Source organism: Bogoriella caseilytica (assembly GCF_003752405.1).
GTDB classification, from domain to species: Bacteria; Actinomycetota; Actinomycetes; order Actinomycetales; family Actinomycetaceae; genus Allobogoriella; species Allobogoriella caseilytica.
In genome coordinates, this window is record NZ_RKHK01000001.1 from 243,496 (window position 1) to 257,301 (window position 13,806).

Consider the following 13,806-nt stretch of genomic DNA (forward strand, 5'->3'; position numbering starts at 1 on the left):
GGCTGACGACGATCATGCTACATTCCGCTAACCAGTAACACCACTTTAAGGAGTTAGTCATGTCTCGGACTCACCACCGCACCGTGTCCGTCGATGGCTGGGAGGTCTTCTACCGCGAAGCCGGCCCCGCAGACGCCCCCGTCATCGTGCTGCTGCACGGCTACCCCACGAGTTCGCACATGTTCCGCCACCTCATCCCCGCTCTGGCCGGCCGTTTCCGCGTCGTCGCTCCGGACCACATCGGCTTCGGGCGCTCCTCCGCACCGAGCACGGAGGACTTCAGCTACACCTTTGACGCCCTTGCTGAAGTCACGGCCGGTTTCCTCCGCACGGTCGGGATCACTCGCTACACCGTGTATGTCCAGGACTACGGTGCGCCGATCGCCTGGCGCCTGGCCCTGGCGAACCCGTCCGCCGTCGAGGGTGTGATCACCCAGAACGGCAACGCCTACGAGGAGGGCTTCGTGCCCGAGTTCTGGGAGCCGATCTGGGCCTACGGCGCCGATCCCACGGAGCAGAACGAGCAGGCGCTACGCCCCGCGCTGGACCGCGCGGCCGTGGAGTGGCAGTACACCCACGGCGTGCCCGATGTCAGCACGGTCGCCCCGGACGCCTGGGAGCACGACCTGGCCCTCCTCGCCCGGCCGGGCATCGACCGCGCGCAGCTGTCCCTCTTCGCCGACTACGCCAGCAACCGCGAGCTGTATCCGCAGGTGCATCAGTGGCTGCGTCACTCAGCTGTGCCGGTCCTGGCGGTCTGGGGCCGGAACGACGAGATCTTCTCCCCTGCCGGAGCCACCGCCTTCGGCCGGCACGCCCCGCGGGCCCGCATCGAACTGATCGACGGCGGCCACTTCCTCCTGGAGAGCCACCTGGACACGGTGGTGTGCCTGATCAACGATTGGCACGCAAGCTCCGTGACAGGCCCCAGGCGTGACTGACCCGTCACCACCCGGGAGTCTCAGCACACCCAGTTGTAGTCCTGCGGCTCGTCCGTGAGCCACGCCTCGATGCCGCTGTCGGACGCCCAGTGGGCCATCCCGTCTTCGTAGATCGTCAGCGTTCCGGTGTCGTCCCCCGGGCCGGGAGCGGCCACCCCGAGCATGACTCCGCCCCACGCAGACGAGGCCGGCGTCGCGTAAGGAGCCTCCTCGAAGGTGTCCTGTTCCTCGGGGAAGAGCGGATAGAACGTCCGCCCGTCCGGCATTTCGAGGATCTCGTTCCCGCAGGCGTAGTAGTAATCCAGATCGTCGTGGGACTCCGTGCTCGCCACAGACCCCGGTTCGGGGGGACCGCACGCTGCCAGGAGCAGCGCTGCCCCACTCGCAAACAGTGCCATCGTCGAGTGGGCGTTGCGCCCGGTCGCGTGTGCCATACCTCGCTCATGTGTGCGGGCGCACGGATGTTGCCCGGCGCGACCGAGATCCATACGGCTCCCGGCGGCCGGCACGACCGCACGGATCTAGGCTGGCCTCATGACAGCACCAGATCCTGAGGAAGGCGCGATCGCACTCGCCCTGCAGATCGTCGAGCTGGCCCGCTCGGGCCAGACCGAGGACCTGGCGGCCTACCTTGAGGCCGGCGCCCCGGTGAACCTCACGGACCCCAAAGGCGATACCTTGCTGATTCTGGCGGCCTATCACCAGCACGGCGAGACCCTGGCCGAGCTCCTGCGGCGCGGCGCTGACGTCGAGCGCGTCAATGACCGCGGGCAGACTGCGCTGGCAGCTGCTGTCTTCCGTCAGGACGCCGCTGGAGTCCGACAGTTACTGGACGCCGGTGCCGATCCGGACCAGGGCGACCCCTCAGCGCGCGCCACCGCCACCTTCTTCGACCTCCCGGAGATGACGGCACTACTGGAGCGCGCCAAGCGCGCGGGAAGCTAGCGGCGGCGGACACGCGCCGCTCAGTCGACCCCGAGATTGTGCGCGCTCAGGCGCCAGGACGGCTCCCGGCCACTGTTCGGGTGGATCAGGGACCAGCCGCAGTTCGCCAGGCCGGAGATGCCGTACCAGCGCGCAGGATCAAGGTCGAGCAGCACGGTGAGGCCGAGTCCGATCGCCGCCCCGTGGGCCACGACCACGAGCACATCCTCCGGCCCGAGTTCGGCGGCCGCTTCGCGGACCGTCTCCGCCACCCGCAGGCCACAGGCGGTGCGGGTCTCGGCGCCCACGCCGATGGGCTCTTCTCCCCGGCGCCACTGGGCATAGGCCTCCGGCCAGCCCTGTTCGATCTCGGGATGAGTGAGGCCCTCCCACGCGCCGAAGTTCCGCTCGCGCAATCGCGGCTCCGGGATCGGTTCCACCCCGGTACGCTCGGCGAGGGCCTGCGCGGTCTGCCGAGCCCGGCTCAGGTCAGAGGTCAGGATGCGGGTGGGTTCGAAGACTGACAGAGCCGTGCCCGAGAGCGTGGCCTGACGCACGCCATCACTGTTCAGCGGGATGTCGATCTGCCCCTGCAGGCGCCCGGTGGCGTTGTAATCGGTCTGGCCATGCCGCCACAGGACGACGGTTCCAGCGGTCACCCCTCCGTGCCCGTGGACGGCACGGCGTCATCACGACCTGGAGACTCGGTCAGATCTGCCGGCAGGTCGATCACCGGGCAGTCCCGCCACAGTCGTTCCAGCGCGTAGTACTCGCGGTCTTCCTCGTGCTGGACGTGGACGACGACGTCCCCATAGTCGAGGAGCACCCAGCGCGCCTCGGAGAGGCCTTCCTTGCGGTGAGCCTTCACGCCGTGCTGGTGCATCGCCTGATCGACGGCGTCTGCCACGGCGCGGACCTGACGCTCGTTGTCGGCGGAGACGACCAGGAAGATGTCGGTGAGCACCAGGCGTTCGGAGACGTCGAGAGCAATGATCTCGCTAGCCTTCTTGTCCGCCGCTGCGCGTGCAGCGGCGATGGCGCGGGTGCGAGCGTCGTCCTCAGCGACCACGACTCTCCTTCAGGCTAGGGAAAACAGGGCGTGCAGCAGCCTACGTGCTCAAGGGTGGCAGCGGCAGGGCAATCTCAGTCACATCGGGCGCGGCATCTGGCGAGTCGTCGCTGTCTGACCGCTGATCCAGCCACAGCAGGGTGATCAGCACCCCGATGAGAATGGCCGCCAGCACCAGGGCGAGCACACGGACCATCCGCACGACCGGGTTCACCGGGCCCGCCTCAGGATCCGCGGTGCTGCGCGATGGATCATCGGTACCGGGCCCTCGGGTGGCCGTCGAGCCATCGGCGACCGGTAGCGGTGCCGAGCGTTCCTCGGCAGGGACATCCATGCGGTCCCGCATCGAGCGACGGTTCGGCGCTTGACCAGGCGGGACGGTCTCCGCCGATGCGGCGGGAGAGGCCGCGGTCACCGAGCGCCAGCTCGGCTGTGCCGGGCCGGAGGGGGTTGCGGCACGCTGCGGCGGTGCGGCAGCCGGCGCTGGCCTCGCTTCCGGTTCCGACGCCGGTGGCGCAGAGGTGGATGCGGTCAGGGGGATCTCCGCGCTCACCGGGGTGAAGGTGCCGCTCCACTCAGCGGGGTTGGAGGAGGCCTCCGGGGCGTACTCCTGCGGATCCTCCTCCTCACGGACGACCGGCTGGATCCCACTCAGCGCACCGGTCTCATCCAGGGAGCGAATGGCCGATGCGGTGTGCGGGGCGCGCACCACCGGTCGCCGTCCCGTGCTGGTGATCTCCGCCGGGCGCTCGGTCGCACGGTCGCGCAAGCCCGCCGCGCGCTGGGGGGGTGGCGTGGGCGCAGCCGGCGTGGGCGCAGCCGGCGACTGTGCTGCCGGGCCGGTCTCGGAGCGCTCCGTCGAGGTGACGTCTTCCGGGCCGTCCTCCGAGCTGGTGCCAAGCTCCCGACGGCGCAACTCACGCAGTTCCCGCCGCGAGAGCTTCTGCTCGGCCGGCTCCGGTGCGGCCTCGGGCGAGTGCTCAGCCGCAGCGCCACCGCTGCCCGGCGGGCTTGCCGCCTCCATCATCGGCAGCTCCCCCGTGGCGATCGCCGCCAGGCGCGCCTCCTCCTCCAGCCGCCGGCGTCGGATCTCCTTCCGGCTCAGCGGCTCGGAAGCACCGGCCGCGCGCGCGGCCTCGGCCTCCAGCCGCCGCCGGCGACGTTCACCCAAGGAACCCTCGGCCGACGTGGCGGGCCGCTGCTCACTCATGCGGATACCTCCTCGTGGCTCGATGAACGGTAGAGGTCATGCTTGCCGATGTACTGCACCACGCCATCGGGCACGAGGTACCAGATGGGCCGCCCGGCAGCCACGCGTAGTCGGCAGTCCGTGGAGGAGATCGCCATCGCCGGCACTTCGAGCATCGAGACGCCGTCTTCGGGCAACCCGACGGGTTGCAGAGCATGCCCGGGGCGGGTGACGCCGATGAAGTGGGCCAGGCTCCAGAGCTCGGCGGCGTTCTTCCAGTTCAAGATCTGCGGGAGCACGTCGGCACCCGTGATGAAGAACAGTTCCACGTCGCCGAGGGACTCGCGCAGCGCGCGCAGCGAATCGATCGTGTAACTCATGCCGGGCCGCTCGATCTCCAGCCTCGACACGGTGAAGCGCGGGTTTGATGCGGTAGCGATCACCGCCATCAGGTAGCGGTGCTCGGCCGGAGCAACATCGCGCCCGGCTTTGAAGGGCTGCTGACCCGTGGGGACGAAGATGACCTCATCGAGACTGAAGGAAGCCATGACCTCACTGGCGGCCACCAGGTGGCCATGATGGATGGGGTCGAAGGTTCCCCCCATCACGCCGACACGCCGAGACATTGCGAGCAGCCTGGTCCTTCAGTGGTCGCAGCTGGTCAGAGCCGCGAGGCGACGTTGCGGAAGGCGAAGGTGAACAGCAGCATCCCGAGCAGGAGGGCCAGCACCACACCACCGACGAGGAAAGGGTTGACCTCCATGGCGGCGTGGTCCGGCGGCGCAACGTCGTCGCTGGAAGCCAGCAGCAGCAGTGAGGTCTTCATCCGGGGTCCTTCCCACGTATCGATCTCCGTCGTGCCCCAGTCTCGCATGCCAGCAGCCAAGCTGCGGATTCCGGGAGAGCGCGTCAGCATGTGCTGGTGACCACCTCAGATCTTCACGACACCACCGTGAGCTGGCCGATCCGGCTCCGGCGGGCTTGGTCGTCCCACCCGCGCCTGGCCATGGGCGTCCGGAGCGCCATCGCCGCAGCCCTGGCGTGGGCCGTCGCCCAGATCTTGCCCGGACCTGGAGATGAGTTCCCGTACTACGCCCCCATGGGTGCGGTGATTGCCACGACGTTCACGGTCGCCGGCTCGGTGCGCGAGTCGATCCAGACAGTGGGGGCCATCGCCCTCGGCGGCACCATCGCCATTCTGATCGATCTGGTCGCGCCTGAATCCAGCCCTCTGACGGTCGGCGTCGTGGTGGCGTTGGGGGTACTCGCCGGCGGCTGGCGCCGCCTCGGCGGGGCCGGCACGTGGGTGCCGATCTCCGCGCTCTTCACCCTGGTGATCGGGCAGGGCGACGCCTTCTACGTGGGGGCCTACGCGGGACTGGTCTTTCTCGGCGCAGCGATCGGAATCCTGATCAACCTGGCCTTCCCTCCGCTACCGCTGGCGCCCCTGCGCCACACGCTCTCGCGGGTACGCCGCACCGTCCGTGATCAGCTCGGCGATCTGGCGGAGATGCTCGAGAAGGACGAACCGCTGGACCCGCAGGAGTGGGAGAAGCACGAACGCGATCTCACCCCCCAGCGCGGTGAGCTGCGGGCGGCGCTGACCACAGCTCGCGAGAGCCGGCGCGGCAATGTGCGGGCGCGACGGTACAGCCAGGATTTCGAGGCCCTGGCCCGCGATGCCCAGGCGGTGGACCGGCTCGCCCAGCACGTGGCCGAACTGAGCGATCTGCTGGCCACCGGTGAGCACTCCCAGGTGCACGAGCCGTCATTGGGGCCGAGCCTGCGGCCGCATGCCGGCCGGGTGCTGCGCGGCATGGAGTCTCTCGTGGGCCTCGCCGACTCCGGCAAAGCTGAGGAGCGCACCGACGAACTCCAACGCGTGAGAGAGGCCCTGGAGGAGTTGACTGCGGAGACCGACCGGGCCCGCCGTGCGGAGTCCCCCGGCGGCGGTGTGCTGGCGGCCGCGGCCCTGGTGACTGCCACACGTCGATGCCTGGACGAACTCGACATCCTCATCGAGGGCACGAGGGCCGAGTTGAGCGAGGAGCCCCCGAACCCCGGGCCACCAGCCGGCGAGGCGCACGGTCACACGGACGACTGACAGCCCAGCGGCCCAATACGGGCGCAGTACGAGCCGAGGGACAACGGACGACCAGTCAGCGTGCCCCCAGCGGCTGATCGACGTCAGGCGCAGCCGGTCGCGAACGGGCTAGGGCCGGATGTGCCCGTCGCCTTCGACGATCCAGGTGGTGGTCGTCAGTTCCGCCAGACCCATCGGGCCACGTGCATGCAGCTTCTGGGTGGAAATGCCGATCTCGGCGCCCAGCCCGAGCTGCCCTCCGTCGGTGAAGCGAGAGGAGGCATTCACGATGACCGCAGCGGCCACGGGGCCGAGTTCCGCGGTGAAGCTCCGGACGGCAGCTGTGTCCTGGGAGAGGATGACCTCGGTGTGGCCGGAGGAGTAGGTGCGGATGTGCTCGATGGCCTCCTCGCAGCTGCCCACGAGCTTCACCGCAAGATCCAACGAGAGGTACTCGGTCTCCCAGTCGGCCTCGGTCGCCGGTTCGAGCTGCAGCCCGGGAAGGGCGGCAGCGGCCCGCGCGGTCTCCTCATCGGCGTGGATGGTCACGCCCGACTCCCCCAGCGCCGCCAGCAGGCGAGGCAGCAGCTCGCCGGCCAGCTCCCGGTGCACCAGCAGGGTCTCAGCCGCGTTGCAGACACCGGTGCGCTGCGTCTTGGCGTTGAGCACGATGGGCACCACCGCCTCCAGGTCAGCGGAAGCATCGACGTAGATGTGACAGTTCCCCACACCGGTCTCGATCACCGGCACTTGCGATTCGCGCACCACCGTCTGGATCAGATCTGCGCCACCGCGCGGGATGAGCACATCCACCAGGCCGCGAGCGCGCATCAGGGCCACGGCACCCGGGCGGCCATGAGCATCGATGGACTGGACCAGCCCGGCGGGGAGGCCCTGGGCCTCCAGCGCCTCGCCGAGCACCGCCACGATGGCCTCGTTCGAGGAGGCTGCCGCAGATCCGCCGCGGAGCACGACGGCATTACCTGACTTGATGGCCAGACCTGCGGCATCGACGGTGACGTTGGGGCGCGCCTCGTAGATCATCCCCACCACGCCCATGGGAACGCGGGTCTGGCGCAGCCGCAAGCCATTGGGCAGGGTCTGCCCGCGCACCACCTCGCCCACCGGATCGGGAAGCGCGGCCAGTTCCCGCAATGCTGCGGCAATGCCCTCGATGCGCTCGTGGTCCAGTGCGAGCCGGTCCAGCAGGGAGGTCTTCATGCCGGTCTCACGGCCCCGGTCGAGGTCGGCGGCATTGGCCTGCACGATCCGCGCCGATGCCCCCACGAGGGCATCGGCCATCGCGTGCAGCGCAGCGTCCTTGACCTGGCGTGGCGCAGCAGCTAAGGCGCGGGCAGCATGGCGCGCATACTGGCAGATCTGCTCGACACGGGCTTGGACATCATCGGAGGCGGCGGCAGGCAGCTGACTCATACCTGCAGCGTAGGTAAAGACGGCCGGGAATGAATCTCGGAGCCATTCGTTGGACTAGGCATGGCCACCAAGAGCATCGCTGAAGCCGAATTCGAGCAGACCATCTCCGGCGAGGGCATCACCCTCGTGGACTTCTGGGCCGACTGGTGCGGCCCGTGCAAGCAGTTCGCGCCTGTCTACGAGCGCGTCTCCGAGCAGCACCCGGATGTCACCTTCGCGAAGGTCGACACCGAGGCGAACCAGATGCTGAGCGCCCAGCTGCAGATCACCGCCATCCCCACCCTGATGGCGTTCCGCGACGGCATCCAGGTCTTCTCCCAGGCCGGGGCTCTGCCCGCCAAGCAGCTCGAGCAGCTGGTGGAGCAGGTCAAGGGCCTGGACATGGACGAGGTGCGCAAGCAGGTCGCTGAGAACGAGCAGTCCCAGAACTAGGTTCCCCTCAGCAGGGCCCGCTGAGCTCGCCGCCTCTCATGGAGGAGGGTCGAGGTCGGCGGGCCCTTTGTCATGGCGCCAGCCGCGCCAGCGGGGATGGCGCATCCGCCCCTCCCCGGTCCATGACGCGAACTGCACCTCGCCCACCCGGTGGGGCGTCACCCAGTGGGCATCGCGGGCCACCTCTGCCGGGACCTCGGGCACGGGCGGTGTCTTGCGGGAGATGCGCTCGAACTGGGTGACCCAATCCCGCGCCTCCTCCTCCCGGAAGCCGGTGCCCACCCGACCGGCATAGCGCAGGCCGCCCCCGGAGTCCAGCACCGCGAGCAGCAGGGAGCCCACAGCTCCCGATCGCGCCCCGCGACCGGGACGCCAGCCGATGACCACCGCCTCCTGTGTGAGGGAGTGGGTGAGCTTCAGCCAGGCCCGTGACCGCCGGCCGCTGGCGTAGCGCGAACCGTGGCGCTTGGCCACCACGCCCTCGTAACCGCGCCGCCGGGACTCCGCCAGGGCCTCCTCCAGCTCGTCTGCGACGGGAGCCGGGACCACCACGGCCTCGTGTGCCTCCGGGTCGAGGGCCGTCGCGAGGAGCTCGCGGCGCTTCTCATAGGTCTTGCGCACACAGCTCTGGCCCTCCACCTCGAGGATGTCGAAGACCACGAGCTGTACCGGGATCTGCTCGGCGAGATGGTCGATCTCTCGCTGGCTGCCGGCCTGGATCCGCTGCTGCAGCAGGGAGAAGCTCGCGCGGCGGCGTTCGTCGAGGGCCACGATCTCGGCGTCGAGCACCACACTGGAGGCCTCGCGCACCACGTCGGAGATCCCCGCTAGCTCCGGGTAGGTGGCCGTCATGTCGTGGCCATTGCGGGAGACGATCCGGACCTCCCCGCCGTCGATACCGACGATGGCGCGCATCCCATCCCACTTCATCTCCAGCGACCACTGCGACCCGGCCAGATCGCCCGCCTCACCGGCGGTGGCCAGCATGGGCTCAGGCAGCGGCGGACGGCTCTCCTGGGCCCCCTCACGCGAGCCGGCGCTGCGACCGGAGCGGGACCGGCCTGCGGGAGAGTTGTCGGGGCGCGAGCGGGAGCTGCCCTGCTGCATGAGGTGAGCCAGCCACTGGTCGGCCTCGTCCTCGCCGCCGGTCCGGATCAGCGCCAGGGTGGCGCTCTTCCCCAACCCCGAAGCGCTCAGGCCGCCATCGTCCTGGCCGGTGAGCACCACGGAGACCTCATGGCCCTCGTGCCAGGTGCGGATCCGGTAGGTGCCGGTGTCCCAGATGCCCATCTCACCCGCGCCGTACTCCCCCTTCGGGATCGTGCCCGCGAAGTCCAGGTACTCCATCGGATGATCCTCGGTCTGTACCGCGAGCGCGTTCTTCTGCGAGGTCGGGATCCCCTTGGGCAGTGCCCAGGAGCGCAGCACGCCGCGGTGTTCCAGCCGCAGATCCCAGTGCAGGCGTGAGGCGTGATGCTCATGGATGACGAAGACCCCGTCGACAGAGTCGTCTGCGGCGCCGCGGGAGCTGCCCCGTCCGGGCATCGGTTCGGGCGTGCGCGCCGCGTCTCGTTTGTGGCGGTAGGTGGCGAGCAGATCCGCCGGAGTGAGCGCATCGAGGGGGTCCCCGAGTTTCTTCAGGCGGGCGAGGACCTCGTCGATCTCGAGGTGCGCGAGGCCCTCGTCCTCCAACTCTTCCCAGGTGCGCGGCGCGGCGACGGTCGGTCGCAGGCGCCCGCGCAGGGAGTAGGGCGCCACGGTGGTCTTCGAGGCACTGTTCTGCGACCAGTCCACCAGCACCTTGTTCTTCCGCAGTGACTTCTTCATGTCCGAGACCACCAGATCGGGATGGTCGGCCTCCAGGGAGCGCGCCAGTTCGTGGGCGACCTCGCGGATCTGCTCCGAGCTGTGGCTGCCCTCGGATGGCAAGCTGGAGTAGAGGTGGATCCCCTTGGAGCCGGAGGTGACCGGGACGGCGTCCAGGCCCATCCCCTGCAGCAGTGGGCGGATCAGCTGGGCCACCTCGGCACAGGCGACCAGCCCCATCCCGGGCCCGGGATCCAGGTCGAGCACCATGCGATCCGGTGGGCTCGGCCGGCCGGCGAGGTCGAGGCGCCACTGCGGCACGTGGATCTCCAGTGCCGCCACCTGCCCGAGCCAGGCCAGCGTGGCGGCGTTGTCGATCAGCGGATACGTCTTCGGCCCACCGGAATGCTCGAGGTCCCCGCGCACGATCCACGCCGGGGCAGAGGACTCCAGCGCCTTCACGAAGAAGGACTGGCCCGGATCGCGCTCGGTGCCGACGCCGTCCGGCCAGCGTTTGCGGGTGGCTGGGCGCCCGGCGGTGTGAGGCAGCAGGAAGGGCGCAACGTCGAGGAGGTATCGCAGCACATCCGCCTTGGTGGTGCCGGTGGCCGGGTAGAGCACCTTGTCGAGGCTGGACACTCGGAGGGTATGTCCGCCCACCTCGACGCTCTGTTCCGCGCTCATCGCCTCATCGTGCGCCGCCTCGCCACCTCCCGCCTCCCCACTCCCGCCAACACGTCCGTATCCTGAGATGCTGCCCTAGAGTGGTGGCTTGTGATTTCTGCACCGAAGGCCTCGCGACCTCCCGCAGCGGCTCCAGTCTCACGCCACACTCCCCTGGAGGACGCGTTCGGCCTGCTCACCGGAACCTTCGTGGCCTCCTTCGGTCTCTATCTGCTGTCGCTCACCGGCACCGTGACGGGAGGGACGGCAGGCTTGGCTCTGCTCATCTCCTACGCCACGTCCTTGCCGGTGGGGCCGCTGTTCTTCGTCATCAACCTGCCCTTCATGGCGGTGGCCGTCTGGTTGAAGGGCTGGCGCTTCACGCTGCGGTCGCTGGCCTGCATCGGCGCAGTCGCGGCACTGGAACGGCTACACGTGTGGGCCATGCCGGAGCTCGAGATGGAGCCGATCTACGGCGCCTTCACCGGCAACCTCCTGGTGGGCGTGGCGTTGTTGATCATCTTCCGCCACGGCGCGAGCCTGGGCGGTTTCAACGTGATGGCGATCCTGGCCCAGGAACGGTGGCGGTGGAACGCCGGCTACGTGCAGATGTCCATGGACGCCTCCGTGGTGCTGCTCTCGATCTTCGTGGTTGCCTGGCAGAACGTGGTGATCTCCGTCGTCGGTGCGGTCCTGTTGTCCATGGTGATCGCGCTGAATCACCGGCCCGGTCGTTACACGGGCGGCTGAGCCCGCAGCCTGGCCTTATCCCCGCCCGCTGGCGCACCCGACCGGGCCGCGATTGACTGAGGCCCTGCACACCAGGAGGGTTTGATGCGCGCGATCTGGAAGGGCTCGATCTCCTTCGGGCTGGTGAATGTTCCCGTGCGGCTGTTCTCCGCCACGGAGTCCCATGACCTCTCGCTCCACCAAGTGCATGAGGCCGACGGCGGGCGCATCCGCTATCAGCGCCGTTGTGCGAAATGCGGCGAAGTGGTGGAGTACGAGGACATCGACCGCGCCTTCCTCGCCGGGGAGCACACCGTGGTGCTCACCGATGAGGACTTCGAGAAGCTGCCGATCGAGCAGTCCCGCGAGATCTCGGTCGAGGAGTTCGTGCCCTCAGAGCAGATCGACCCGGTCATGCTGGGTAAGCCGTACTACCTCGCACCCGATGGCCGGGCGGGCAAGCCCTACGCCTTGCTCCGGCAGACCCTGCAGGAGGCCGAGCGCACGGCGGTGGTGACCTTCACCCTGCGCCGGCGTACCCGCCTGGGCGCGCTGCGGGTGCGCGAGAACGTGCTCGTGTTGCAGTCGCTGCTGTGGGCCGACGAGGTGCGGGAACCTGAGTTCCCCGAGGTGGAGAAGACGCCGAAGGTCACGAAGAAGGAGCTCGAGATGGCTGCCTCGCTGGTGAAGAGCTACGAGTCTGACTTCACCCCAGAGCGATTCACCGACGAGTACCAGGAACAGCTGCAGGAACTCGTGGACGCCAAACTCAGCTCCGGGGACGTGCGCGAGGTCGAGGACAATAAGGACGAGGATGACAGCGGTGAGGTCGTCTCGCTGATGGACGCCTTGCGCAAGTCGGTGGACGACTCCCGCAAACGCAAGGGCGCCTAGCTCGTGTCCCGACGACGCCGGGGTGGGTGATCCCGTCCGGCAAGGTCCCCGTTGACGTCGGTCGCCAGGTCGCGACCAGCTCGGTTCGAGCAGGCAGGCTCGCGGCGAAGGTCTGCTGGCTGCGCCCGACCGCGATGAGCTCTGACGTCGGCCAGCAACAGATCAGCTCAACGGTGCCTCGCGCCCCGGCGCGGAGCGTGGTACTGACTCGGCGGTGTCATTGCTGAGCGCGATCGCCTGGGCGACAAAGGCCTGTGCAGGTCTTTGTCGCTCACTGATCGTGACCGGATATGCCGGCGACCCTCAGGCCGGGACCGCCGCGCCCGCCAGTGCCCGCGCCGGGGCCCCAACCGAGGGCTGCGGTGCCGGCACCCGGGGTGCCGGGTGCTGGCCCGCCGGCGCGGCGACACTCTGCTTCGCCAGCACGCCGCGCACCTGGAGTTCAGGGACCACGGCGCGGATCAGGCCGGCCACGTCGGCAGGAACCGATCCGGGAATGACGACGAAGCCGTCGGCCGCCCCTACGGCCAGCCAGTGCTCGATGAGGTCGGCCACGTCATACGGCGTGCCGTGCGCGCTCAGCGCACCCTCCCACGGGGTCACTGATCCCCCTGCGATTTCCGCCACCAATCCGGCCCGCTCGATGGCGGACTCCCGCTCGGAGGCCACCACCAGGTGCAGATCCGCCAGCACGGTGACGGCGCCCTCGCGGCCCGCCGTCCGCGCCGCGGCCCGGACGGCCAAGCGCAGTTCGCGCGCCTGCTCGAGATCGCTCTGGCGGATCCGGACGATGTCCGCGAAGGCCCCAGCAGCAGCAGCCTCGGAGAGCGCCGAGACGCTGACCACCACGCGAGTGCGGCGCCGGTCCGGGCGCACCGAGGAGGCCAGTCGTGCGGCCTCGGTCAGGCTGAGGTGCAGGGCATGCCAGGTACCTGGCGATGGGTGGGCCTGGGCGAGCTCCGCTTCCGCGGTGGCCACCGCGCCCCTCCCGCTCACTTCGGCCACCAGGCCGGCGGAGGCGTGGGGGGCGATGCGCCGAGCGGCGCTGACCGGGTCCAGCCGGCCGTCGCGCACGGCGCGGTCGGAGCGCAGCCGGAACTCCGCGCCGAGCGTGACGAGGCCGATTCCGGCGCCGTGGGCGGCACGGGTGTAGGAGGCCAGCCGCGCGAGGTCGGCCTTCTCCACGGGTAGGTCCTCGGAGACGCCCAAGAGGTCCTCGGCGACGCCGAGTCCCGTGAGGTCCAGGCCGAGCCAGGCGTGACGCGCACCGGTGTGCAGAGTGGTGTTCAGGGTGGGCGAGTTGGCAACAGTCATGATGAGTACATCCCAGGGTGTCGTCGCGCTGCGTCCGCCCCGGGTGAGGGTGCGGTGAGGTCAGCGCGGTGAAGGGTGAAGGGCTCCCGGCTCGGCCGCATCCACCGGCGATGTGTCACTCATCGGCAGCGGGGCTCGAATCGGGGGTGACGCGTCGGCACCGGGGCCGCAGAGCTACGGCCGGGTGGCGGGGCGTCGCTTCGCGAACGTCTCAGGCGGACATTCGGGCACGACCACACATGCACATACACATGACCTCGGAGCGCAGAGTCGACGGCGACTGCCCGAGTGTGCGGTGAGTGTTCATGGTCGTGTCTGTTCCTTCGTG

The 13,806-nt window shown here is 69.3% G+C and carries 15 protein-coding genes; 6 read left to right on the plus strand and 9 right to left on the minus strand.

All coding sequences use genetic code 11. The features are described from left to right. The first annotated feature begins 59 nt into the window (after positions 1–59). Entirely contained in the window at positions 60–941 is an 882-nt protein-coding gene (locus tag EDD31_RS01085; protein WP_123302533.1) for an alpha/beta fold hydrolase, read from the plus strand. 20 nt (positions 942–961) lie between these two features. On the opposite strand, the gene EDD31_RS01090 is transcribed toward EDD31_RS01085, so the two are convergent. Beyond that, positions 962–1,375 (minus strand): hypothetical protein, encoded by a 414-nt coding sequence (locus EDD31_RS01090; RefSeq protein ID WP_123302534.1) that lies wholly within the window; start codon positions 1,373–1,375, stop codon positions 962–964. Positions 1,376–1,475: 100 nt separating this feature from the next. Between EDD31_RS01090 and EDD31_RS01095 the strand changes: the two genes are divergently transcribed. After that, positions 1,476–1,886 carry an ankyrin repeat domain-containing protein gene (locus tag EDD31_RS01095; protein ID WP_123302535.1) on the plus strand — a complete coding sequence of 137 codons (411 nt, stop codon included), beginning with the start codon at positions 1,476–1,478 and terminating at the stop codon, positions 1,884–1,886. 20 nt (positions 1,887–1,906) lie between these two features. Here the strand turns inward: EDD31_RS01095 and EDD31_RS01100 are convergent, their stop codons facing one another. Genes EDD31_RS01100 through EDD31_RS14665 form a run of 5 tightly spaced genes read right to left on the minus strand, consistent with a single transcriptional unit; the run spans position 1,907 to position 4,949 of the window. Then, entirely contained in the window at positions 1,907–2,524 is a 618-nt protein-coding gene (locus EDD31_RS01100) for a histidine phosphatase family protein (RefSeq protein ID WP_123302536.1), read from the minus strand. Next, positions 2,521–2,934 carry a ribosome silencing factor gene (gene rsfS / locus EDD31_RS01105; RefSeq protein ID WP_123302537.1) on the minus strand — a complete coding sequence of 138 codons (414 nt, stop codon included), beginning with the start codon at positions 2,932–2,934 and terminating at the stop codon, positions 2,521–2,523. Before rsfS ends, EDD31_RS01100 begins: the two co-directional genes overlap by 4 nt. A gap of 40 nt (positions 2,935–2,974) precedes the next feature. Continuing rightward, entirely contained in the window at positions 2,975–4,144 is a 1,170-nt protein-coding gene (locus tag EDD31_RS01110; protein ID WP_123302538.1) for a hypothetical protein, read from the minus strand. Continuing rightward, positions 4,141–4,749 (minus strand): nicotinate-nucleotide adenylyltransferase, encoded by a 609-nt coding sequence (gene nadD, locus EDD31_RS01115; RefSeq protein WP_123302539.1) that lies wholly within the window; start codon positions 4,747–4,749, stop codon positions 4,141–4,143. The genes EDD31_RS01110 and nadD overlap by 4 nt, the downstream gene beginning before the upstream one ends. Before the next feature lie 35 nt (positions 4,750–4,784). Next, positions 4,785–4,949: a hypothetical protein gene (locus tag EDD31_RS14665; RefSeq protein WP_170163141.1), complete on the minus strand. Its 165-nt coding sequence runs from the start codon at positions 4,947–4,949 to the stop codon at positions 4,785–4,787. 96 nt (positions 4,950–5,045) lie between these two features. Between EDD31_RS14665 and EDD31_RS01120 the strand changes: the two genes are divergently transcribed. Further along, positions 5,046–6,227: an FUSC family protein gene (locus EDD31_RS01120; RefSeq protein ID WP_148058828.1), complete on the plus strand. Its 1,182-nt coding sequence runs from the start codon at positions 5,046–5,048 to the stop codon at positions 6,225–6,227. 108 nt (positions 6,228–6,335) lie between these two features. Here the strand turns inward: EDD31_RS01120 and EDD31_RS01125 are convergent, their stop codons facing one another. After that, the gene (locus EDD31_RS01125; protein WP_123302541.1) at positions 6,336–7,640 is read right to left on the minus strand and encodes a glutamate-5-semialdehyde dehydrogenase; all 1,305 of its coding nucleotides are present in this window, start codon (positions 7,638–7,640) and stop codon (positions 6,336–6,338) included. Between the two features lie 60 nt (positions 7,641–7,700). Between EDD31_RS01125 and trxA the strand changes: the two genes are divergently transcribed. Then, complete coding sequence (gene trxA, locus EDD31_RS01130; protein WP_123302542.1) at positions 7,701–8,072, plus strand: thioredoxin; 372 nt, start codon at positions 7,701–7,703, stop codon at positions 8,070–8,072. Positions 8,073–8,108: 36 nt separating this feature from the next. Here the strand turns inward: trxA and EDD31_RS01135 are convergent, their stop codons facing one another. Then, positions 8,109–10,562 (minus strand): ATP-dependent DNA ligase, encoded by a 2,454-nt coding sequence (locus EDD31_RS01135; RefSeq protein WP_123302543.1) that lies wholly within the window; start codon positions 10,560–10,562, stop codon positions 8,109–8,111. Positions 10,563–10,652: 90 nt separating this feature from the next. On the opposite strand from EDD31_RS01135, the gene EDD31_RS01140 reads away from it, so the two are divergent. Together EDD31_RS01140 and ku are read left to right on the plus strand one after the other, a co-directional pair. Further along, positions 10,653–11,291, plus strand: coding sequence for a YitT family protein (locus tag EDD31_RS01140; protein WP_211336021.1), 639 nt, complete (start codon positions 10,653–10,655; stop codon positions 11,289–11,291). A gap of 84 nt (positions 11,292–11,375) precedes the next feature. Next, a complete protein-coding gene (gene ku, locus EDD31_RS01145; protein ID WP_123302544.1) occupies positions 11,376–12,164 on the plus strand; it encodes a non-homologous end joining protein Ku in 789 nt (262 codons plus the stop codon). A gap of 303 nt (positions 12,165–12,467) precedes the next feature. Here ku and EDD31_RS14610 read toward each other — a convergent pair whose 3' ends face one another. Next, on the minus strand, positions 12,468–13,478 hold the full coding sequence (locus EDD31_RS14610; RefSeq protein ID WP_148058829.1) for an LLM class oxidoreductase: 1,011 nt from the start codon (positions 13,476–13,478) through the stop codon (positions 12,468–12,470). Between the last annotated feature and the right edge of the window lie 328 nt (positions 13,479–13,806).